The organism is Arthrobacter celericrescens, assembly GCF_003614925.1.
GTDB classification, from domain to species: Bacteria; Actinomycetota; Actinomycetes; order Actinomycetales; family Micrococcaceae; genus Arthrobacter; species Arthrobacter celericrescens.
Genome location: NZ_QYLP01000093.1, coordinates 21,189 through 42,331 on the forward strand (window position 1 = coordinate 21,189; position 21,143 = coordinate 42,331).

Annotated in this window: 13 protein-coding genes; 4 read left to right on the forward strand and 9 right to left on the reverse strand. The window is 59.2% G+C overall.

Features of this window, described 5'->3' with window-relative positions:
* Positions 1 to 54: 54 nt before the first annotated feature.
* The 7 genes from drmB to D3654_RS16680 form a co-directional block, all read right to left on the reverse strand.
* Entirely contained in the window at positions 55 to 2,145 is a 2,091-nt protein-coding gene (gene drmB, locus D3654_RS16650) for a DUF1998 domain-containing protein (protein ID WP_245413293.1), read from the reverse strand.
* Positions 2,138 to 5,338, reverse strand: coding sequence for a helicase-related protein (locus D3654_RS16655; RefSeq protein WP_245413294.1), 3,201 nt, complete (start codon positions 5,336 to 5,338; stop codon positions 2,138 to 2,140). The genes drmB and D3654_RS16655 overlap by 8 nt, the downstream gene beginning before the upstream one ends.
* Positions 5,339 to 5,347: 9 nt before the next feature.
* On the reverse strand, positions 5,348 to 7,156 hold the full coding sequence (locus D3654_RS16660) for a UvrD-helicase domain-containing protein (protein ID WP_120522577.1): 1,809 nt from the start codon (positions 7,154 to 7,156) through the stop codon (positions 5,348 to 5,350).
* Positions 7,146 to 11,810, reverse strand: a complete 4,665-nt coding sequence (locus tag D3654_RS16665; RefSeq protein ID WP_162943769.1) for a DEAD/DEAH box helicase — start codon at positions 11,808 to 11,810, stop codon at positions 7,146 to 7,148. The genes D3654_RS16660 and D3654_RS16665 overlap by 11 nt, the downstream gene beginning before the upstream one ends.
* Positions 11,811 to 11,925: 115 nt before the next feature.
* Positions 11,926 to 13,035 (reverse strand): DNA cytosine methyltransferase, encoded by a 1,110-nt coding sequence (locus D3654_RS16670; protein WP_120522579.1) that lies wholly within the window; start codon positions 13,033 to 13,035, stop codon positions 11,926 to 11,928.
* Positions 13,036 to 13,310: 275 nt separating this feature from the next.
* Positions 13,311 to 14,594: a flavin-containing monooxygenase gene (locus D3654_RS16675; protein ID WP_120522580.1), complete on the reverse strand. Its 1,284-nt coding sequence runs from the start codon at positions 14,592 to 14,594 to the stop codon at positions 13,311 to 13,313.
* A complete protein-coding gene (locus tag D3654_RS16680) occupies positions 14,581 to 15,357 on the reverse strand; it encodes an alpha/beta fold hydrolase (protein WP_120522581.1) in 777 nt (258 codons plus the stop codon). The genes D3654_RS16675 and D3654_RS16680 overlap by 14 nt, the downstream gene beginning before the upstream one ends.
* A 169-nt stretch (positions 15,358 to 15,526) precedes the next feature.
* Between D3654_RS16680 and D3654_RS20555 the strand changes: the two genes are divergently transcribed.
* A complete protein-coding gene (locus D3654_RS20555; RefSeq protein ID WP_162943770.1) occupies positions 15,527 to 16,162 on the forward strand; it encodes a DUF6318 family protein in 636 nt (211 codons plus the stop codon).
* A gap of 517 nt (positions 16,163 to 16,679) precedes the next feature.
* Positions 16,680 to 17,135, forward strand: coding sequence for a PKD domain-containing protein (locus tag D3654_RS20860; RefSeq protein ID WP_245413295.1), 456 nt, complete (start codon positions 16,680 to 16,682; stop codon positions 17,133 to 17,135).
* Positions 17,136 to 17,144: 9 nt separating this feature from the next.
* Here D3654_RS20860 and D3654_RS16690 read toward each other — a convergent pair whose 3' ends face one another.
* Positions 17,145 to 17,915 carry an alpha/beta fold hydrolase gene (locus D3654_RS16690; protein WP_120522583.1) on the reverse strand — a complete coding sequence of 257 codons (771 nt, stop codon included), beginning with the start codon at positions 17,913 to 17,915 and terminating at the stop codon, positions 17,145 to 17,147.
* Positions 17,916 to 18,090: 175 nt separating this feature from the next.
* Here D3654_RS16690 and D3654_RS16695 point away from each other — a divergent pair, with 175 nt between their 5' ends.
* Together D3654_RS16695 and cspE are read left to right on the forward strand one after the other, a co-directional pair.
* The gene (locus D3654_RS16695) at positions 18,091 to 18,939 is read left to right on the forward strand and encodes a trypsin-like serine protease (RefSeq protein ID WP_120522584.1); all 849 of its coding nucleotides are present in this window, start codon (positions 18,091 to 18,093) and stop codon (positions 18,937 to 18,939) included.
* 216 nt (positions 18,940 to 19,155) lie between these two features.
* A complete protein-coding gene (gene cspE / locus D3654_RS16700; RefSeq protein WP_074586232.1) occupies positions 19,156 to 19,359 on the forward strand; it encodes a transcription antiterminator/RNA stability regulator CspE in 204 nt (67 codons plus the stop codon).
* A gap of 69 nt (positions 19,360 to 19,428) precedes the next feature.
* On the opposite strand, the gene D3654_RS16705 is transcribed toward cspE, so the two are convergent.
* Positions 19,429 to 20,826 carry a hypothetical protein gene (locus D3654_RS16705; RefSeq protein ID WP_162943771.1) on the reverse strand — a complete coding sequence of 466 codons (1,398 nt, stop codon included), beginning with the start codon at positions 20,824 to 20,826 and terminating at the stop codon, positions 19,429 to 19,431.
* Positions 20,827 to 21,143: the final 317 nt, after the last annotated feature.

Consider the following 21,143-nt stretch of genomic DNA (forward strand, 5'->3'; position numbering starts at 1 on the left):
ACTACTGAGTGGTGGGTGGGGGTCGGACTCCCGACCCCCACCCACCACCAAGCCCTAATAAACCATGTCCGCCAGCTTGTCGGCGAGATCGGAAGGCGCGAAGTCCTTCGTGTGATAGGTGGTCCACCCCTGCTCCGCGAGCCAGTCGTCCCGTTCGTCGTCGCGGTCCACGAGTACTGCCACACGGGAGGAAGGCCACAACAGATCTACCTGCCACTGGTTGTCTGGGCCAATGTCGGCCCCCCAGTCTCCTAGCTCCACCTCGACTTCTACAAGTTCGGGGATCAGTTCCTTCAAATCGGGGCCGGATTCGGCAAAGACGGTCAGCCAGGCGCTGTGTCGTATGCTCTCGGGGATGTCGACATGGTCGGGCGCCGTAGGTTCCTTCCCGGCCGCGCCGCCAGACCCGCCCAGCGGATTCAACTTGGCCCACTCGAGAAAACCGAGCCCGATTTGCCCGTGCACGCCGAATAGAGAGCCTCGGTCCAGATTTGAATTGAACAGCTCGCAGCTGGTCTCCGGCACGAGGACACAGCAATGGCATGCCGCGAGGTTACGGGCATCCGTTCCAGAGCCCCGCGACTCGATGCAAACAGGGTCGGCCGAGCACCAGGAGGTGCGGAACAAACCTTCATCCAGGGCAGGACCAAGCCGCTTCGGGCTCGCTTGCGCTGCAATGCCGCCCAGGCTGCCGGCCGAGTCCGAAGAGGCCGTATAAAGAAGCACTCCGACCTGATCTTTACCAACATAGAGACGTTCCCGGATCGAAGACGCGGGGTAGCCTGCATCGAGGGAAAGCTGGTCAATGATGATGTGGGACAGTGTGTGGACCAGGGTCTCCACAATGCTCACGGGGGCGGGGTCCAGTCCCCGCTGCTTCGCTGCACGCCTGGCGTTGACCCACAAGGTATTTTCCCGGCTCGCGGCAAAGTCAGTTTTTGCCCACGCTTCAACCTGGGGCCTGTCCAGGGCTACGAAGAGTCCCTCGCCGAGCGTCTCGATTGCGGGAAGCCAGTTCTGTCGGTTGTCGTCAGGGGAGAGCGGTGACAGCTTTGCGTCGGGCTTGTCCTCGCCCCTCGGTTGCAGCCGGCTGAACCCGTAAAGTGCACGTACTTCCCGTAGCCGGGTGATTTTTCGTGCAGCCTTGATCCAATGCTTGTGGTCGGCCGGCACGGCTACTTTCTCAGCGACAAAGTCCGTGTCCGGGCTGTCCTTCCGGCCGTTCATCAGCGCAAGGAACTCTTGCTCGCGAAGTTGGTCTTCAGAGAGCTCTGTCTCTTCACTGCCGTGGAACTGGCGTCTGATTTCCGCCCGCAGCTCGTCCACAGAGAAGCGCCCATCAAACTCCTGAACGACGCCCTCCAAGACCCACGCGGACGACGGTTCAAGGGCCTGTGGTTGGCTGAGTTGAGCAGCCTTCGACGTGACAACCTTCGCAAGAAATTCAGAGTATGGAGGTATCGAGATTGCCGATCTGACTACTGGAAACCAGACGTTAGACGCACCGCGCTGCACGGTCTTTGGAGGCTTACCGCATTCACGCTCACGGTATCCCCATCCGAGCCACGGCCGGTTCCCCTGGCACTTCATCTCCCTTAAGGCGATGGAGTTGAACGCGTCGGCCATTGTCCGGGACTTTCCGCAAGAACACCGGACCACCATATCGGCCAGGGAAGATGTTCGGCCTTCCGAGGCAAGCGAAAGTAAGTGGTTGGCATCCTCTGTCGGGGTAAAGCCATGAACCCAATAGGAATACGGAAAGTCGTCGATGTGTCCGTCTTCGCAGGCGACGACGAAGCGTGATGGAGTTAGTGGAGCGAGCGATTTACATAAGCCACACTTGGGATCCTCGTAGGACGCCTGTAACTGCTGGACCCTCCCGAGGCGGTCGCAATTCGGACAAACAAGCATCTGTGGGAAACGAACTACCGGAATCTTTCCGCGAGCTCCTGCAGGGGGCAGGAGGAGCTCAGACACTCTCAAGCTTCTGGCCAGACGCGGCTCAATGACCGGCTTCAAATGCTTCCGGTCCCACTGATCAATGCTGGTGATCATGAAGCTGTTGTTTTCAGCAGGGAACAGACTGCCGACTCCGAAGGTGGAGATCAACTGGCTGCGCCGGGCGGCATAGGTCTTTTTAGCCAAGGGTGGCATCCTTCCTCATTGGGGCCGGCCGGAGGGCGGTTTCTGCGTCAACGTCGCGCATGCTGCGGGGTGTGGGCCATGGAATGGTACTTGTGCTGTAGACGAAATCGGGGTCTTCAAGGGCTTTGCTGGAATCGATGAGCAACGCACGGGGCGAATTCCGCTTGCCCTCGTAAGGCAGGTCAGCGTCCGCGAGGGCTGCTTTCCGCCATATGTTAAGAAGCCGCTCCAGCTCTTCGCGCGTAGCGGATAATTCCTCAGGATCGACGGATGCGACCCGATTTCCTATCCAGGTCATAACTTCGTCTACTGCGGGGGACTTGTCTCGGACGTGCCCGGCAGTGCCACGTAGCTCGGGGACAAGCATCCTCAGTGCTGACACCAGCGTCGCGTGAAGTCCCCGGTCTCGCGACCGGGCAGCGAAAGGCGTGGCACTGGTTGCTTCAACTGCCCGATAAAGGGAGCCGTGAAAGTCGTTGAAAGATTCGTAGTGCGAGCGGTCCCGCGTCCGCGCTGCATTGAAGACTGTTACTACCAAGCCCGGGTGCTGTCGCCCGACGCGGCTCGTGGCCTGAATGTACTCAGCGCTTGATTGAGGCTGTCCCATAACTGCCATAAGACCCAGGCGGTCGACGTCCAGACCAACTGAGATCATGTTGGTTGCCAGCACAACGTCTTCGGGCCTCTGGCTGCTCATCAAGCTCTTTTCCAAAGACTTGAGGGCCTCCGGAATCTTGTGGTTTTCCACGCGGCTGGTGAGCTCACTTAACTGGATTCCACGCCCCTCGAGCCTGCCGTCGCGTTTCGCCAAGAGATTAAGGCGCGCCCGGACGTCGTCGTATACCTGAAGGTAAGCGGAGCCAAGAACACGGAGACTGTTGAAGTACCCCATGAGTGTCCAGTAGGGGTCCCGGTCTTCGGCCTTTGCCGCCTCAATAATGTTGGCCGAGTGCAACAACGAGGCGTAGGTGCGGACCATGAGCGTCGCGTGACTGGTGCCGGACGCGAGCACTCCAACGTATTGTCGTGTTCCGAATTCGTCGGAGGGGGCCTTCTGGGCGAAGAAGGAATCGTCAGGATCAAGTCCCGGGGGCGGGAAGAGGCTGGATTGGCGGTTGAAGACGGACCGAATCTGGTCTTGTGCTCTCCGAATTGTAGCCGTGGAGGCAACGATCTTTGGCTTTCTGGCTTCTGAGCCCCCTTCACGCCCGATGCCACTGGCGGCCAGGTCGACAGCCGTTTCGAACAATCCGACAGTGGAACCGAGTGGTCCGGAAATAAGGTGCAGCTCATCCTGGATGATCAGGTCCGGGCCCAAATCAGCAGGGGAGAGGCGTCCAAAAAGCGTTGCGATTTCGCCACGCCAGGACATACCAGCGAACTTGTCGACAGTACCGATCACGAGCTCCGGGCGTTCCCTGTAGACGTCCGTGTCGACAATATGAACTGGAAGGCCGCCAGCGAAGTCGCATAAACGATTTGAACACGTCACAGTCATACGATCAGTGGGGACCTTGGTGATCCGGTAGTCGTCAACTGTGAGTCGGTTGCCACACCAAGGGCAAGCTTCTATCTGTTTTGGGTTGCCCTCGATGACTTCCTGGTTGTTCCTGAGCTTTCCGAGGTTCGTCCTCGCAGTCGCAATGTCGTTCGGGGTGGCGCCTCCGCCGACCCAGAGGCCGATGCTGAATGGTGCTTCTCCGATGCGGTCCTCGTCGTCCAAGCGCACGGATTCAAGGGAGCAGATGAGCATAGCAGCGCGCTCGAACTGCTGGATGGTGAGAAGCCGCAAGGTGTAACGCATAATCACGGCAACGCCGCGAACGCGGGTATCGCGAAGTCGCCGAAGCAGCAGGAGATAGGCGATAAGCCCGAGGTATGCTTCGGTTTTGCCACCACCGGTGGGGAACCAGAGAAGATCGGCTACGTCCCTCTCATCGTGTTGGTCGTCCGTCAGAGACGGCAGATTGATGAGGATAAAGGCGATCTGGAAGGGGCGCCAGCTCTGCTCGCCAAGTTTGAAATCGCCCTTGGCTCCTTTTCGTACCCAGTCCTGGCGGGAACGCTGCATGTGCATAGCTTTGTTCGCTAGCTGAAACGCCTCGAAGGCTTTTGAATCCTCGGCAAGCAATTGGATTCCAGCCTTGATGCGACTGTGGGCGCTTCCCGCCTGCTTCATGTGTTCATTTGCGACCCCGCGCAGGTGGGGTGGCACGTATGCTGGCCCGTCCTGTGTTGCAGATGCAGTAGATGCGGCGATCCAGGACGAGTAGTCCTCCGCGAGGCGGTTCAGTTCGGCAATGACTTCGTCGCGAGAGGCTGTTGCCATGAAAGGCAGCGAAAGATTGGCCGCACTGCCTCCGGCCATGGATCGGTGGACGTCCTGACGGGGGACGAAGGTTGACGAGACACGCTGACAAAGCCGCCCGTCGACGTCGGCCTCATGTACTTCAATTGCGCACCCGTGGCCTGCCCCGAAGACCATGTGGTTGCGGTAGAGAAGCTCCGAGGACGCCAAGTCGGGGTCGGACGGGACGCTGGTGCGAAGCTTGGAACGGTCTACCAGCGCCGGGACTGACGTGTGGACTGAAACGCCTGCTTGGAACCAGCACGCCACATCCTTGTCGGAGGTCGGGTCCGGCTTGGGCTGGGTGTTTCTGAGAACAACGGTGACAGTAACAATTGCATCTTCCGGAACGCGCACTAAGGCATAGAGTTCCAACGCGCCGCCCTCAAGCAGGTGGCGCTGCGGCCCAGGTGCCGAAAGATCTACCTCGATCTCGGGCAGATCAGCGGCAGCTCTCTGCCAGTCAAAAGTGTCGCGCCGTTTGCTGCCACTGTCCCTGACGGTAGCTATTGGCGTATAGCGCGCTGCTGTCGGGGTGACAGCCAGAGACGTTGAACGGTTTGTATCCACGGAGACGGTAAGGCCTACACTGCTGGGGTAGGTCAGTCGGGCGTTTGCGACGGAGCTGTCAACGGAAGCCTCTCCGGAAGCTGCAGCAACTGATTCGGGCTCATCAGGGGCTTCAACATAGGTGTCGTCAGCTGCGGGCCAAAGCACGCCCGTCACATAGCGCTCCAGTGGACGTTCCGTTATCAACTCATCCGGGGCCCCCGGTCCGTAGAGGTCGGTCTCGAGGCGGTCCACCATTTCACGGCGGAAACTGTACTTGGCATCCAATATCGACACTTATTGCTCCTAGTTCTTTGTCCGCTTGATCAAACCGGTCAACCGCGGGACCAACCACATGCCCGAGGAACCTAGGCCCGTTAGCTTGGTCTCTTCAGGGTGGCCGGTAGCGCATTCGATCGAAGTGACGCGCGCCCCAGTGAACCCTGCGGGCCACTCGTCCCTGCGGTGGGTATTGAATGCAAAGTTCTTTTTCAGCGCGTACGCGAAAGATGGGCTCGTTCGCCCGATAACCTTGCCGTCACTGGTGGTCAATACATAGCGGGGTGCTTCCCCGGGTTCCGGTTCGGATTGTAGAGAGCCAGATATGACCTGACCCAAGAGGTCATCCAATACGAGGTTGTCCTGGATTGCCTGGGCGTCGCCGTCTTCGGGGTAGTACGGGGAGACGTCATCGATATCCGAGTTGAGGAATTCCATCCGGGCGTTGTACTGCATCCGATTCCTGCCAAAGGCTTTTTCGAGCCAACGCCCTGTGGAGCCATCGGCGTTCTGCAGTAGTTTCTTGGGCAACTTTGTTGAGATGACTTCTTCCCGTGCGCGGGTCAGTGCAACGTACTTCTGCTTGAGTGCCGCCTCGTTCTGCTCAGCCGCCGGCGATCCGAACTCGGGCTGCAGATAGAGAACGTTCGTGAACTCAAGCCCTTTGGCCCGGTGAACAGTCGACAGTATGAGGCTCGCGGTATCCTCCACCGTCAGGGTTAGCGGAATGGACCTGCTGCGGAGTCGCTGACTCAGCTGGGGGACATTCAAGGAGTTGTAGGCCGTGAAATTCCCTTCGGCTGTCTTGAGCGCAAGCCACAGGTCAGCTGCTGAGTCGCCGAAGAGTCCGGTAAGGCGTGACTTGATGTCGTCCGCATCGTAGGTTCGGTCTTCGAGGTCTTTAAAGACCTGGTGTACCCAAGGCGCCACACTCATGTCCTGAGCTTTGCGGCGAACCAGATGCGGATAGCCGTTCTGCCACAGAAGTTCGCTTGCGATAAGCACCTCGTAATTTGTCGAACAGAGGACGACAGTCGTCTCGCCGGCATTCGGGCTGAGCGCTCCGGACTCATTCAACACTGAGGTGCTAGACACTTGCCTTCGGAAGTCGTCAAGAAGTCCGTGTGCAGTCTCTGAACGTGAAGCATTGAGCTCACCGAGGCTACGTATTTCGTCGCCCACGGAGATGAGCTCCCGGGTGCGGTCAGTGACCGCCCTGTAGTGTTTCGCCAGCGCGTGGCGCTCGGCGCCGAAATCACTGACGAGTCTGTCGATAAGTTCCGCCGACGTTAGTTTTGACTTCGATTCATCCAGCTGGAAGTCGTAGATGCCCTGAAGGGGATCACCAAGAACTGTAAAGCCAATGTCATCTCCGAGGACGGACAGCAACGCCAGAACAAGCTCAGCACGATCGCCGACGAGGTCTTGGGCTTCATCAACCAGAATGTGCTTCAGGTGGAAGATTCGGTCGGGTGTCTCGTCGCCAGAAATGTGTTCTGTCGCTTTCCTGATCCGTGCATCGAAGCTATCACCCAGAGTGTCTTCGTCCATGTCGATCAGTATTTGCGCGGCAAAGGAGTCAAAGGTCCTGATCTGCAAGCCATCCAGGTCATGCACGCGAGCACGTTTACGCACTGCCTCTACGGCGGCTCGTGAGAAACTCAGCACTAGAATCTCGTCTGCTGGATTTAGACCGTCTTCTACGAGTGTTTTTACTCGGGCAAGAAGCACTTCGGTCTTGCCTTGCCCGGCCGCGGCGATGACAAACAGCCTGTCCTCTGGTTCCGCTTCTGCCACCGCCCGCTGGCTTTCGTCCAGCTCAATGTCAGCGAGCACTCATTGCCTCGTTCCTCCAGAGATAGTCGAACTGTGTGAAGGCCAATTTGTGTCCATACTGGTCCAGATTGTCCTTGACGTTCACGATCAAGACTTCTTCGCTGCCGCCGTTACGGGGCCCGCGAAGACCCCGCCCGATCATCTGAATGTATTTGTTCGGTGAGAAGGTTGGGCGGCACACGTAAACGGCGTCGACCCTGGGTGCGTCAAATCCTTGCGTGAGCACGTCGAAGTTTGTGAGCACCCGGATTCTTTCATTCCGAAAGTCCTCAATAATTGAGCGCCTATGCCCGAGGTCTGTCTTTCCTGAAATGGCGGCCGCCGGAATGCCTTCCACCGAGAGAACGGCTGCAAGCGCCTCAGCGTGCTCTACCGAGGCGGCAAAGACGAGCGTTGGTCCATTTGTCTTGGACGCCATGATGTGATCCAAAATGGCCTCGTTACGCTGTGTGCTGTCCGCTACTTGCTGGAGGTCGATCCTTGCCTCAAGCATCGAACTTTGTGACTCTTGATCCGTAGCGGAAGGCATGTCCTTCAACCTAAGTTCGATCCCCTTCAGTTCCTCATGGTTGACCCTGGCCAGGACTTCGATTCCCTGCAGGTACTCATGCGCGTTTTCCGCACTGAATTCGTCTGGCTCAATGAGGTTCCTGCCAAAACGTGCAACAAGCCGCTCTGTCTCTTTCTCGTTGGAACCCCGATAAGGAGTGGCAGAGAGCCCAAGCAGCGATCGCGACTTCTCCGTGTACGAACGGCCTAGCCAACTAAGGACCTGCGTGTACTGAGTAGTCGTTGCTCCGTGGGCCTCATCGATGATGACAAGGTCTGGATCGGACATCCAGTCGTACATCTGGCGCCTGTTCTGATAGATGCTGAAAAGCGTCTGAATTGTCGCGACGACCAGGTGAAGTTTGGTCTCCTCGCGGATGGCTTTGTTTCCGCCCCAAAGCCTGCTGACCGCCATTCGTTCGCCAGGAGAACCTGCAGCTTGCCAAACGTAGGTCCAGGTTTCGATAGCTTGCTCACAGAGCTCGTCAGACTGGGCAATCCACAGGATCAGACGACGTTGGTCCTTGGGCGTCGAGGCAATATCTCGGACCACTGATTCGACGGCAACGCGGGTCTTGCCTGCACCTGTCGGAAGCTGCACCAAGCCGCGCCGATGCGGAGTTCGCTCAGCCAGAAGATCGCAAATTTTTCGGCTGGTGGATTCCTGGTAGCCGTGTAGTGGCTTAAGACCCACGGGTCCGACAAATTCTTCGCGTTCCGGTTTCCTCTTGATGGTTTCGCCGGCGAGTGCAGGGGAGAAGCCGAGTTCCTTGACAAACTCCCGAGCCGTTCGACCTCCACGGAATTGGTCAGGGGTTTCGATTCCAGCCTCTTCAAGTGCTGGTTTGAGAACCTTGAGCAAGCTGCTGCCATGGAGGTTACTGACAATGTCGAACATGCGTTCGTCCGTCAGCTCAAGGTCGCGTGCAGTCAGCATTTTCGCGACAGCATCGGGGATGAGCTCCAGAAGAGTTTCTCTGCCAACAAGTTCGGCGATCTTTCCGGCGTCGGTCTTCTGCTTGTTAACGCGTCCAAGGCGTTCTTGAGCTTCTGCATCCTTCTTCAGCTGGCGCATTGCCTGCGCGACCTGAGCTGGCGCTCGGTTGCTGCTGAAAGCGCCCAGAATTGTCGTCAATAGGGCCTGGTCGCCTTGAGGCGCTCGATAGTAGAGCATCCCGTCCTGTAGATAGGAAGCTCGCGGCGTAGCCACAGATCTAGCGTCAAAGCTGTTGGTTTGAATCTCTTCGACGGATACGCACGGAACACACAAAGTTTGAACGGCCACTTCGCTGGCAGCACGCTTGAGATATGGAAATCGCGATTTGATGCTTTCCGGATCTTCACCCTCAACTGGAATAGCTCGAACCGAGGTGAAGAATTCGACGCCGACTGGTTTGATTCCCCAGCTTTCGATTAGGGCCTCATCCAGATCCTGATGACCTGTGTAGAGAGCTGGAACGCTGGCTACCTCCACTAGGTGGTCGCGGGATTTGAGGTCGGTGGCCAGGACTACCTCCCCAGTCAAATAGCGCGTGTTCCGCCCTCCGCTTAAGGGGGTAAGAAGTTCCTTCGGAGGACGAACATCGAGGGCGGCCAGCGCCCCATAGAGTTCGTGCAGCTGCTGCATGGGCAACTGCTGCTCAGCCAAGGAAAGGACAACCCCCCATTTGATTCGGGTGTGATCTGTTGGGAAGCCTAACGCCGCTGCTTCTTCCACTCCCGGAAAGGGCAAGTAATCTGAGGGGATTCCTTCGACTTTACCGACACATTGCTTGGCGTCCACTTTTCCCAGTGGCGTTTCGAAGGCGCCGTACTTCTTGACCCACCAGAGGTCGGGCCCATCTATCGTTTCTGCCGGTCGAAAACCGCTGCTGAATTCGACCTTTGAAGGATACTGGGGCCTACCCAAAATCGTCCGTGTTACCTTGGCGCGAGTCGTGGCGGAGGCGTCGATGAGAAGGTGAAGACCGTCCGTTGTCAGGGCCTGGCTGAAGCGTATCCCGGCCTCGGAAAGGGGCGCCGGTCCGTTACGTGAAGCATCGGCAATGCGGCTTGCCTCGCTGTGCTTCCATAGATCGTAGGTTGCACCGCCTCGCGCCATCTTGGCGTCTGTGAGTGAAGTCCTCGCGCCAAGGTTCCTTAGGAGGGCGAGGTCGTTGGCGTGGAACTGGTCGTCCACTATAAGGTGCTCATCACCAACACTGGTTTGGGCGAACAGCCCGCCAGCAAGCCACACATCGCCCAGTTGGCGCCACTTATGATCTCGGCAGCGCACCAAGACTTTCGTTGGCTCGGTTCTCTCATTGATTACAGCCAGACTCTCGGGAACTGCGAGGGACCGAGTAAGCCTCCATAGAGACTGAGCAAGCTCGGCATCGGAGTAATTCTGAGCGACGTCGCTCGCGACTCGACTGACGATGCCACGGCCGTCTTGTGCTTGGAGGTCAAGAGCGCGAAGGTAGCTGCTCGCGCTGCCGTGGTGCATTAGGTCATATGAGACAACGTTGGCCGACTCGTCATTGGCGCTCATGGGGAGAAACACCCTTGATGTAATCGGGGCTTGGACGCTGCCATCCGACATAAGCACGATACGGCTTCGCCTCATGGCTGGCAGGTAATCCGCATAGGACTTATCGATCATGGCGGCTAACTGCAAAGCATTCTCGTAATTCTGGAGCTCGCCTCCTGCAACTACCTCTTCCAGCCACTCCTCAACCGAAGCACGTCTCAGGTTCGCTTCCTGCAAGATGCGCACAACCTGGGCCTCTCGCCCTCTCAACGCGGCCGGGTGCAGCCAGGGCCGGTCTGCCGCGATCCATGAATCCCACAGTGCTGTTAGCCGGGTTGCCTCTTCCAGGACAGGTTGGACCTTGATTTCGCTCGGAAGTCGCAGGGTTCCAGACCTGTCCGGAAGACACGGCGCGTAAGGAAGAATCGCAAAGATTGGTTTATTGATGGCAGCATCAGCCCAGGAATAGGACTCCCGAGCACGTGAGGGAAGAATGTCGAGAAATAGTGCAGGATCGGTCGGGGTGTTCAGATCTTTCAGCGCCCCAGCTACCATCCGCGGAAGAGTGAGTGTGAGAATCTCTTTGTTGTAGAGGGTTTCCAGAATGCTGTGACGGTCCTCGTTCATCTTGAATGCAGCGTTGACGATGCCTCGAAGCGAAGTCTCGTGCTGTGTGGGGAAGTAGTTCCAGAACCGCCCGATTTTTCGACGTTGATTGTCCGTCAACGGGACGGCCCAAGTTACATCAATCTGCTTGCGGGCGACGATGCTGCCAGCCTCGACGGCGGCCTGTGTGCTGACGTTGTGCTTGTCTCGAAAAATGCGCCACTCGCTGGTTGCTGTCCCGTCACTGAGGATGACGCGCCTGCCGTCCCGATTGGCTGTCCAGGTAAGGGAGGACCTTTCGAGGCGATCCTCGAACTCCAGTGACCCAATCTTTTCGGAGAAAAGAAGGAACTCGCCGGGGAACTTTTTGATCTCGTCCGATATCCAGGAGGCGCTAGCCGTGAGAGGTAGTTTCACCACTGTAGTGGCCCACAGGAAGAGTTCAGCGAGCACATCGTCGTTTGTCGCCGCAATATCTGGGTCCACTGGTTCGGCCAGACGAAGGACCGGATACGTCTCCAGGTCCGGATACAGACCCTGGAGAAGGTCCCGGCTTTGAGCCTGGCTCCACGACACAGAGCCGCTTCGACTGTAAATCTTTGGATCGGAGGTCACTTGGATGACCGACTTGAACCCTAATCCAAAGCGCCCAATTTCGTCGTCACGCTTTTCGGAAGAGTGGGAAAGCATAAGAGTCCGAAAGCCGGCTTCGGTGAAAGGCTGGCCCTCGTTCGCGCAGTAGAGAGCGTCTCTTGTCAGGACGACCTTGATGCGGCCACCCGGCTCTTTGATCGCGTCGGCCGCATTTTGGATGAGCTCGTTGAGCTGCTTGCGCCCGTACCCGCCCTGCGAGATCGCAGACTCGATGTTGCTATGTTCACGGATGAGATCGGGACGAGCCTTGTAAGCGTTGAGCGCACTCTGCGTTTCGGCCGCAACAAACTTGCTTAGCGGCGAAGTCACGCCCGCCCATGAATCCCGAACCATCATTGGCTCCGTCCCCCACATCGAGATCAGTGCTGTCGGCCAACGCCGAAGTCTTCTCGATAATATCTACCACCAAGATGCGACTTTTTCGCGCAGACCTTTACTAAGCCAGGGCGTCTTAGAGGTGTTGCACGAGTTGGCTGGCTATCGCCCTACCTAGGGCTGTGGGGACCGCATTGCCGATCTGCTTGGCAATGGCAGTTTTGGATCCAACCCATAGTCGATCGTCCGGGAAGCCCTGAAGCTTCGCAGCCTCAAGATGAGTGATTGCGCGATGCTCAACGGGATGAAGGTACCGGCCTTTTTCAGGCTTGAAGAACTCGGTTCTAACGGTGACGGAGGGCTTGTCCCAGTGCAGACGTCCCATAACGTCGCCGGACCCGGAGTTATGGTTCAACCAGCACGGAGCCTTTAGGTTCTTTGGAAGATCGAATCGGTTGCCGCCCTCAGGGATATTTACGAATCTGTTCAGGGACAGCTCGGCATAGTCCCGGCTGAGGTGAAGCTCAGAGGTTCGGAAAGACCCGGAAAATGTCTTGCCAGCGTACTGAGTGGTGCGCTCCGGGAGTCTTGTCTCGGATACCTGGGACATCAGGCCTTTAAGCGCTTGCCGTACTGTACGGTGACGCCCTATATGGGTTGGCATCGGAAATCCGGGGAAGGGTAAGTCTCTGTGGTGGCCGATAAGTATGGCCCGCTTTCGCGACTGCGGCGCTCCATAATCTGCAGCATTCAGAACGTGCCATTGGAACGAGTAGTCTCCGATGATGCCTTCCTCAGCAGTCGCATCTCGAAAGTCTTGAAGCTGCTGAGACTTGCCGAACGCCGGGACGTTCTCGACGATAAAGTACTTCGGTTTCGCGCGTTTGAGGGCTTCCGCATACGGGCGCCACAGTTGATTCCTGACGTCGTCGGGGTCTTGCTTCCCGAGTTGGGAAAACCCTTGGCAGGGCGGGCCACCTATGACGATGTCGACTTCAGGAACACTCTCCTTGACCAGCCAGTCCTGGATCGGTCCGGGATAAACTTTGTCGCCAAAAGTCTTCGCGAACGATGCTGCCGCGGCCGGTTCGAACTCCACGGCCCGTTCAGTTACGAACCTAGGGGACGCTGCATAAAACCCCTGCGTCAACCCGCCAGCGCCGGCGAAGAGGTCCAAGACTGTGACGGATTTCGCAGTCTTCTTCCGCTCGTATGGAGCGGTTGGGGCGGCGGTGTCTGAGCTCATGGTGGACTAAGGATATCTGCCCGAGAGCATTGCCTCTGACCTTCAGGTCGTGTCTGCTTTGAGTGTCGCACGACCCGCCGCCTTCGCTGTCCTCAGCAGCGGTGGGGTACTAGTCACACGGACTTGACGAGTCTTGTTCCTCCTGGCGGAAGGACACACAGAGCCGTATTTGTCAGAATCCGTGATCGATCCTGACACTTATGTCGCTAGGTGTCAGAATCTTGCAAATTGTTCTGAGTATTCCTGGGGCCGCGTTCGGCAAGTTCAACTACTGATCATCTCCTGCGCATAACCGCCAACGGATCAGTTCCAGCAATCCGCTCCGCCAGATACTCCGCATCAAGCCCCACACCACCCAGCAGCGGCGAATAGTGTCCGGTAAGCCACGGCAACCCCACTGCAAACAGGCCCGGGTATTCCGTGACTCCGCGCGTATGCCGCGGGTAGTCCCATTCATCCAGGACGGGGATGTTCACGATTCCCATGTCCAGTTTGTAGCCGGTGGCCCATAGGACCGTGGTGATTTTCTCGGAGGCCAGATCTATGCGCGGCGGGGAAGGCATAGGCAGCCAGTCATCCACCGGTGACGGCTTCGCGGGCGGTGCGGAGATCCCGGCCGCCTCGATGTACGCGTCAAACAGCGGCTGCATCCGCTGACCGAATCCGGCCTCAACGGCAGCGAGGCGTTCGGGGAGGTCGTCCGTGAAGACGAGTCCGCCGTCGTCGGCTGCTTCCAGGTGACCGTGCAGCCGCATGCCCTGGCGGCCGAGGTCGCGCAGGTGGATGGCGTGGCCGCCGTCGGTGCCGGAGAGCAGCGGGTTGCAGGCGAAGCGCGCCGCGGGGGAGGGCAGCTGCTCGGTCCTGAAGGCGTTCAGCCCGTACTCGGGCCCGTGGATGCCGAGGTTCAGGATCCAGTGGATGAGGTCGTGCCCGCGGTAGCGGCGGGGCGCCTCCGGACAGCTCGACACGGCCAGGTGGACCTGCCGGCCGGCCGCGTGCAGTTCCTCCGCGATCTGCCCGCCCGACTGCGCGGTCCCCACAATCATCACGGCGCCGTCGGGCAGCTGGCCGGGGTTGCGGTACTCGTGCGAATGCAGCTGGAAGAGGTGCGGCGGTATGGCGGCGGCGAGGGGCGGGATCCGGGGTACCTGGAACGCGCCGGTGGCCAGCACGACGTTCCGCGCCTGCCAGCCGCCGTCGTTGGTCGTGACTGTGAAGCCGCCGTTTGCGGGCGAGATCCGCGTAACATCGGTGCCCGTGCGGACCGGTGCGCCGATCAGCTGGGCGTAGCGGCGGAAGAGGCTCACGACGTCGTCGCGCGGCATGAACGCCTCCGGTTCGGGACCGTCGTAGGGCATGCCGGGCAGGTCGATCGAGAAGTTCGGGGTGTTCAGGTAGAAGCCGTCCCAGCGGTCCTGCCAGGCGCCGCCGAGTTCCGGGCGCCGGTCCACGAGCACATGTTCGACGCCGGCCTGGCTGAGCCAGTAGCTCATCGCCAGACCGGCCTGGCCGGCGCCGATGATGAGGGTGTCGGCTTGTTGTGTTTCAGAGTTCGGCATGGCTGATTCCTTCGGCCCGTTCCCAATGTGCGTGCAGGACGGCGGCGAGGCGCTCCGGTTCGATGCGGTGCGGGGGATTGAAATGGTGGCGTTCCTGGAACACTTCTGTCCGCGGATCGGGGAAGACTGACGACAGGCGCTCGATGATTTCGCCGAAGTCGTCCGGGTTGCTCAGGCCGCCGAGGACCATGAGCACCGGTTGCCGGAATTCTGCCAGGCTGTTGCGCGCCAGATCGTATGTCCGGAACGTCTCCAGGAACGCCCGGATGCCCGCCGGCCGCTTGGCCATCCACGGCGGCGGGTCACCGGCGGGCGGTGGCGGAAGGGCGACGTCGGGCCTGACCGCCAGCCTCATGAACCCGGCCATGAACTGCTCGGGCGGCAGGGCGTCCAACGCTTCGTATTGCTCCCAGAGCCGCGTGTGGGCCGGGCTCCAGTCCCAGCTGCCTGCCCACGCAGGTTCCAGGAGGGCCAGACTGAGCAACCGCTCCTGGTGTTTCGCGGCGAAGGCGAGGGCGGCGGCGCCTCCTCCCGAGTAGCCCACGAGGTGGAAGGTGTCCCAGTGACGGGCGTCTGCCTCGCGGAGGACGCCGTCGATCTCGGTCTCCAGGCTCCAGCCGGGTGGAGGGACGTCGCCGGCGTAGAGCTCAAGGTCTTTCGCGACAGTCTGCACCTCCGGCCCCAGGGCCTCGATGAGGGCACCGTAAGCCGGCTGGGCAGGAAGGACGCTGCCGGGCAAGAGGATGGAACGGGTCGGCTCCATGGCTGAACTGTACGCCCGGGGGTGGTGTTGCGGGAGTGTGGCCGGGCAGGGCTGAACCGCGAGGCCCTGAGAAAGGGCTGTGGATAACTTTTTTCGAGAATGTGACAGATCCGTTATTCTCGAATTGACACCCTTTTCCACTGTCTAGATGAATTCGCTGGGGATCTCGATGACTGAACGCTCCTTTTTCGCCGCCCGCGGCCGAGTTGTCGCCGCTCTTGTAGGGGCCGGCCTCTTGCTCTCGGCGTGCCAGGGTGGAAGCCCGACGCCGGGAGACTCGCCGAGTGCTTCAAGCAGCTCAGCGTCACCTTCAGCGACCGCGACGCCCACTCCGTCCGCGAAGTACGTTCCGGCTTCGGCGAAGGGCAAGGCGCAGAACGTTCCGGTTCCGGTCAAGCCTGCTTTGGCGGATCAGAACTCGAAGGCAGGGCTCGAAGCGTTCACGACGTACTGGTTCGCGCTTCTTAGCTATGGGTATGAGACTGGTGATCTCACGGCGTGGTCCAAGGTAACTTCGAAGGGGTGCGCCTTTTGTTCCAATCTTGAGAAGGGCGTCAATAACGCCAACAAGGATGGTCGGTGGGCAGTTGGCGGAAAGTTCACGCTTCCTTCGGTAAAGGCTGAGTACAAAGGCGCGAATCCCTCGCAGCAAGTTGTTATCCAAGTTATTCAGTCGAAAATCGAGTACTTCAAGGCAGACGGGACGACCCTCCGAGAACCAACTCCCGCATCAAATTCAGGTTCCCTGATAGTCGCCAGGTATGAAAGCGGTTCTTGGAGCGTGGTGGACCTTGGCCTCCTATAGAAGGTTGGTCCCCGCTGTTCCTCTCCTATTGATGATTTTGACGTTTGGCTCGGGAACCCTTGCTTTTGCAACGGAGACGGCGCCAGCCACAGAACCTACAGGGGAGGAGTCAGGAGCCGATACCGAACTCGGCTGGGCGCCCAACGGTGCCGATGCCAAAGTGAGATATGTCAAGAATCCAGACGGCGAGGGTTATATCCAGGCTCCGCCCGGCTACGTGGACAACGACCCCTACCAGTACAAGTACTTGCCGCTTTGCGACATCGATCGTGATGGCTTGGACACTGGTTGTGAATCGCTGGCTGTGAACTGTGAGCCACGAACACCTGGCGGTAAGCGAGGGGAACCGGTGCAGTGGCAATATGCCCCCAAAACCATTTCGAACCCCACTTGGTCTGACTGGCAGCCGCAAGGCGGCCCGAGCTGTATTTACGACCCCAAGCCTGAAGACGTCCTTAGGCTCATCGCGGCACGCATCGCGAACGACTTCCGGCGGTTGCCAATCCAGGCTGCGGAGGTGACCGTCCAGCCCGGGCCGCACACCCTCAAGGGCATGGAGACGAATGTCTTCGCCGCGGCAAGCAAGCAGATGTTCGACGTCGTGATCCTGGGTCAGAACGTCCACCTGGAGGCGACCCCGGTCGAGTACACCTATAACTACGGTGACGGCACGAGCTTTGGCCCCACGATGTTCGCCGGCGGCTCGATCTCGGAAGACGAATGGGGCACCAAGACCCGCACGAGCCACGTCTACAAGCAGACCGGCGACTTCCGGCTCACCGTCACCACCGGGTTCCGCGGGACGTATTCGGTCAACGGCGGACCTCCGCTTCCCATCACTGGAAACGGCCAGTTCGCCTCGCCGGCCCAACTCGTCAGTGTCTGGCGAAGCGAGACCCGCCAGGTCGCAGATGACTGCATCGAGAACCCGATGGGCTGGGCCTGCCCCGGCAGCAACACCGGGGCCAAATAGCCAGAGCGCCTAGCCCAGGCGGGCGCGGTTTTCCGCCCTCTCCCAATGGGCGCGCAACAGGCCTGCCAGCCGCGCCGGTTCGATGCGGTGTGGCGGGTCGAAATGATGCCGTTCCTCGAACACTTCTAGCCGGAAATCGTGGAAAACCTTGGACAGCCGTTCGGCCACTTCGCCGTAGTCCACCGGGTTGCTCAGCCCGCCGAGGGCCAGAAACACGGGGCGCGGGAACGCAGCCAGCTTTTCCCGCTCAAGGGCATAGTCCTTGAATGTCTGCATGAACGCCCTGACGCCGGCGGGCCGCTTGCCCATCCACGGCGGCGGGTCAGCAGGCGGAGGCGGCAGGACGGCGTCGGGCTTCACACCCAACCGCATGAACGCAGTCATGAACTCATCAGGCGGGAGCAGGTCCAGCTCGTCGTACTCTTCCCAGAGCTGGGCGTGCTCCGGGCTCCAGTCCCAACTGCCCGCCCACGCGGGTTCCAACAACGCCAGGCTTTGCACGCTGTCCGGGTGCTTCGCAGTGAAAGCCAGGGCCACGGCGCCCCCGCCGGAGTATCCGAGCAAATGGAACGTATTCCACCTACGGGCATCGGCTTCGCGCAGGATGCCGTCGATCTCGGTGTCCAAGGTCCAGCCCGGCGGGGGAGCGTCGCCTGAGTAAAGCTCAAGGTCCTTGGCGACGGCATTGACGTCCGGACCCAGCGCTTTGATTAGTTCGCTGTATGCCGGTTCGGCGGGAAGGACGGCGCCTGGAAGAAGGATGACCCGCTTCGGTTCCATGGCAGAACTGTACGCCCGCGACAGCCCGCGGGGGAGACATCGCAACCCCGCCGGCTGGGCCTGCCCCAGCAGCCCCAGCAATAAGCGATAGTCACATCTAGCCAACGCGCACCAGCAAGAGGAAACTTTCATCCAGCGGGTCCCGATCAGGGGCTCTCAGCAGAAGGGTTGATTGATGTTCAAGAGACTTGTCGCCTCTTTGGCGGTCATGGGAACTGCGCTCTCCGCGCTACTGATCGGCGTCCCGGCCGCCCAGGCCAGCACGGGTGGAACTCCCGACGGCGAGCTGCATCCCAGCGTCGGCATGATCGTCTTTTACCAGCCGGACGGGCGCTTCCGGTGCAGTGCTACCCAAGTGTCCCCAACAGTAATCCTCACCGCCGCGCACTGCACGGCAGGAACCCTCGGCCTCACCCTGGTGACGTTCGAGTCGGTTATCGCTGAACAGCCGCCGTCGGGCATTCCGGCCGCTGCCGACCCGAGCGTCGGCTACACCGCCGTGGACCTCGCAGGCCTCACGTACGGCACCGCCTACGCGCACCCGAACTACTCGAACTTCACTGACCTGAAGAACTGGAACGACGTCGGCGTCGTGGTTCTCAGCCAGCCGCTTGACCACGCGACGTCGGCCCTGGCCCCCGCCGGCAGGCTCGACCAAATCCCGACGGGCAGCCTCAGCAAGACCATCTTCACTGGCGTTGGTTACGGCACCGAAGTCCGCAAGCCGGACAGCGGACCGCAGAAGCCCACCCCGATGAGCTACCCGCTCATCCGGCGCTACTGGGAGACCCCGGGACAGAAGCTCACTCCGCAGATCCTGCAAGTGAACGGCAACCCCAATGACACCCGTGGAACCGGCGGCAGCTGCTTCGGTGACTCCGGTGGACCGCTGTTCTTGGACAACCAGATCGTCGGCGTGACCAGCTACGGCTACACCGCCAACTGCCGCTACCTTGACGGCTACCAGCGTGTGGACATTCCGGTGGTGCAGGACTGGCTGGCGACGTTCGGGGTGACCCCGTAGAGGAGCGGGCCTGTGGCGCGGGACGGATTTTCGCAAACCACTAGCCATACGCCCAAACCTCTGTAGACTAGACGGTGTTGTTGTGTTTGGCATTTGGTAGTTCAGGCAGTTCCCGCGGCTCACCGCCCGCGACTTCTGAAGTAACGGTGGAGAACACCCCACACCGGAGGCCCGACAGTCGGGACAACCCTCCACCTTCAGTAAGGAACTGAAAAAATGGCTACAGGTATCGTCAAGTGGTTCAACGCCGAAAAGGGCTTCGGCTTCATCTCCCCGGAAGATGGCAGCCAGGACGTTTTCGCCCACTACTCCGCAATTAACTCCTCGGGCTACCGCTCCCTCGAAGAGAACCAGAAGGTTTCCTTCGACGTCGAGCAGGGCCCCAAGGGTCCCCAGGCAGTGAACATCCAGGCCATCTAGGTTTCGGATTCACTAAGAAGCAGGGCCGGTCGTTGACCGGCCCTGCTTTTTTGACCTTCAGGGATCAAGCTATTCGTCATGCGCGGTTGTTTCCGAGGTGTCAGTCAGCTTTTCGATGGATGCATCGACCGAGTTTCCTCGGGTTGGAGGGTTTCGCGGAAGGAGCGAGAGCGCACCTGTTGCTTTGTCGATGAGCAGCTCACTGGAGTGCAGCATGCCCTCTATGATGTCCTGGACGCGGCGCTGATTATCTTCGGTTGGGCTGTTGAAGAGGACGCTTGCAAGAGCTGCCTTCTCCGAAACGGAGACCTCGGATAGATTCAGCAGAAACCGTAGGCATTGACCATCGAGACGCTCCCGAAACTTAGGCAAGATGTCTGTCACCTTGGGTTCGCCGATTCCGTACCAAGGGCCGATGAGTTGTTCACCTGAGCGGAGAACTGGTTCCTCTCGGAGCAGTTTCCTGAGGAATTCTTGAACATCATCCCAGGGGAGATTCTTTCGCCCGTTGGGAATAACCCAGGCCTTGCGCACGACGGCGATCGCTCGTTCTATGATTTCTTCGGCTGTGGAAGTTGGGCCGTGATCGGTTGACTCTTGAACTGATCGCTCGAGCGCATTGTAGATATGCTCCCGAACCTGTTGGTATGGCCCCACTCGGTGCTCCCGCATGAGATCCCAGTAATACTGGGCAAGCTCTCTCGATCCCGATCCCGAGCCCGGGCTCGGCTTTTCTCGCCGCGCCTCCGGCGTCGGCGATGTAGTTCCGTGGACGGCAGTGTGGTTGCCAGCACCCCTTGCGGGAGTGGAACTAACGGTCAACATGGGATTCGTTGGATTCTGCCCGTCTTTGAGCACACCGATCAATCCACGCTCGATGCCGAGTTTGACGAGCAACTTCATGAAGCCTTTTGAAGATGTGAAGCTTCCATCACGCTTTTCGAACCGCTTGTCTCGTTGGACAAGCAGATCGTGGAGTGCTGTTTGATAGACCCCCTCCGGCCTGGACGCAACAGCCGAGACCAAGTGGCTCACGGCCTCATCCTCGTCCATGAATCGGGAATCCCAGTTGACAGTGACAGCGGAATCCGCCGCGGTGCCTGCCATAATCCGTCCGATGCTTTCATATGAAGCCGCCGGGATTCCGGCGAATTTCGACCGAAAAGCATCGCCCACTCGAGAGAGGAATGAGTAAAGAATCACCTCTCCGCCCTGGTCCAGCCGGTGTTGAACTTCGTTCATGATTCGCTCGGCGAACTTCTCGTCAACCAGGAGTGTGTCCTCGGAAATTCTGATTGTCTCATCGTCTGAAGTAGCTGTTTCGTTGACGTTGTTGATCGGAGGAAAATTTTGGTTAAAGCCTGCGATTATCACCACAGAATCATCTGCGGAAAGCGCCGCGAAATCGACAAGTGCTGCCAGTGCTCGTTGCTCGGTGTGTGCCTTTGCCCCAGTGATGTCAATCATGTGAGTGCGCATCTTGCATGCCCTTCGGTTCGGGAGAGGTCTCTCGCTTATGCGAGAGACCTCTCAAATCTTTAGGTATAGACAAAAGGGCTATAGAGCCGGTGGGGACGAATCTCCATCCTTAGACAGCCAGTCAATGACTGTCGAAAGGAAGAGTCCCCAAACTACTTCTGTCGTTTCACTTGGAAGAATTATCGTTGCTTGGCAGAGCAAAATCATTAAGGTGGCCAGCGCAACGCGGGTAGAACTATTCACTGCAGTTTCCTCTCTAGCAAGAAATGAAGGTTTGCTTGAGAGCTTCAGTGCGTGAATCTATG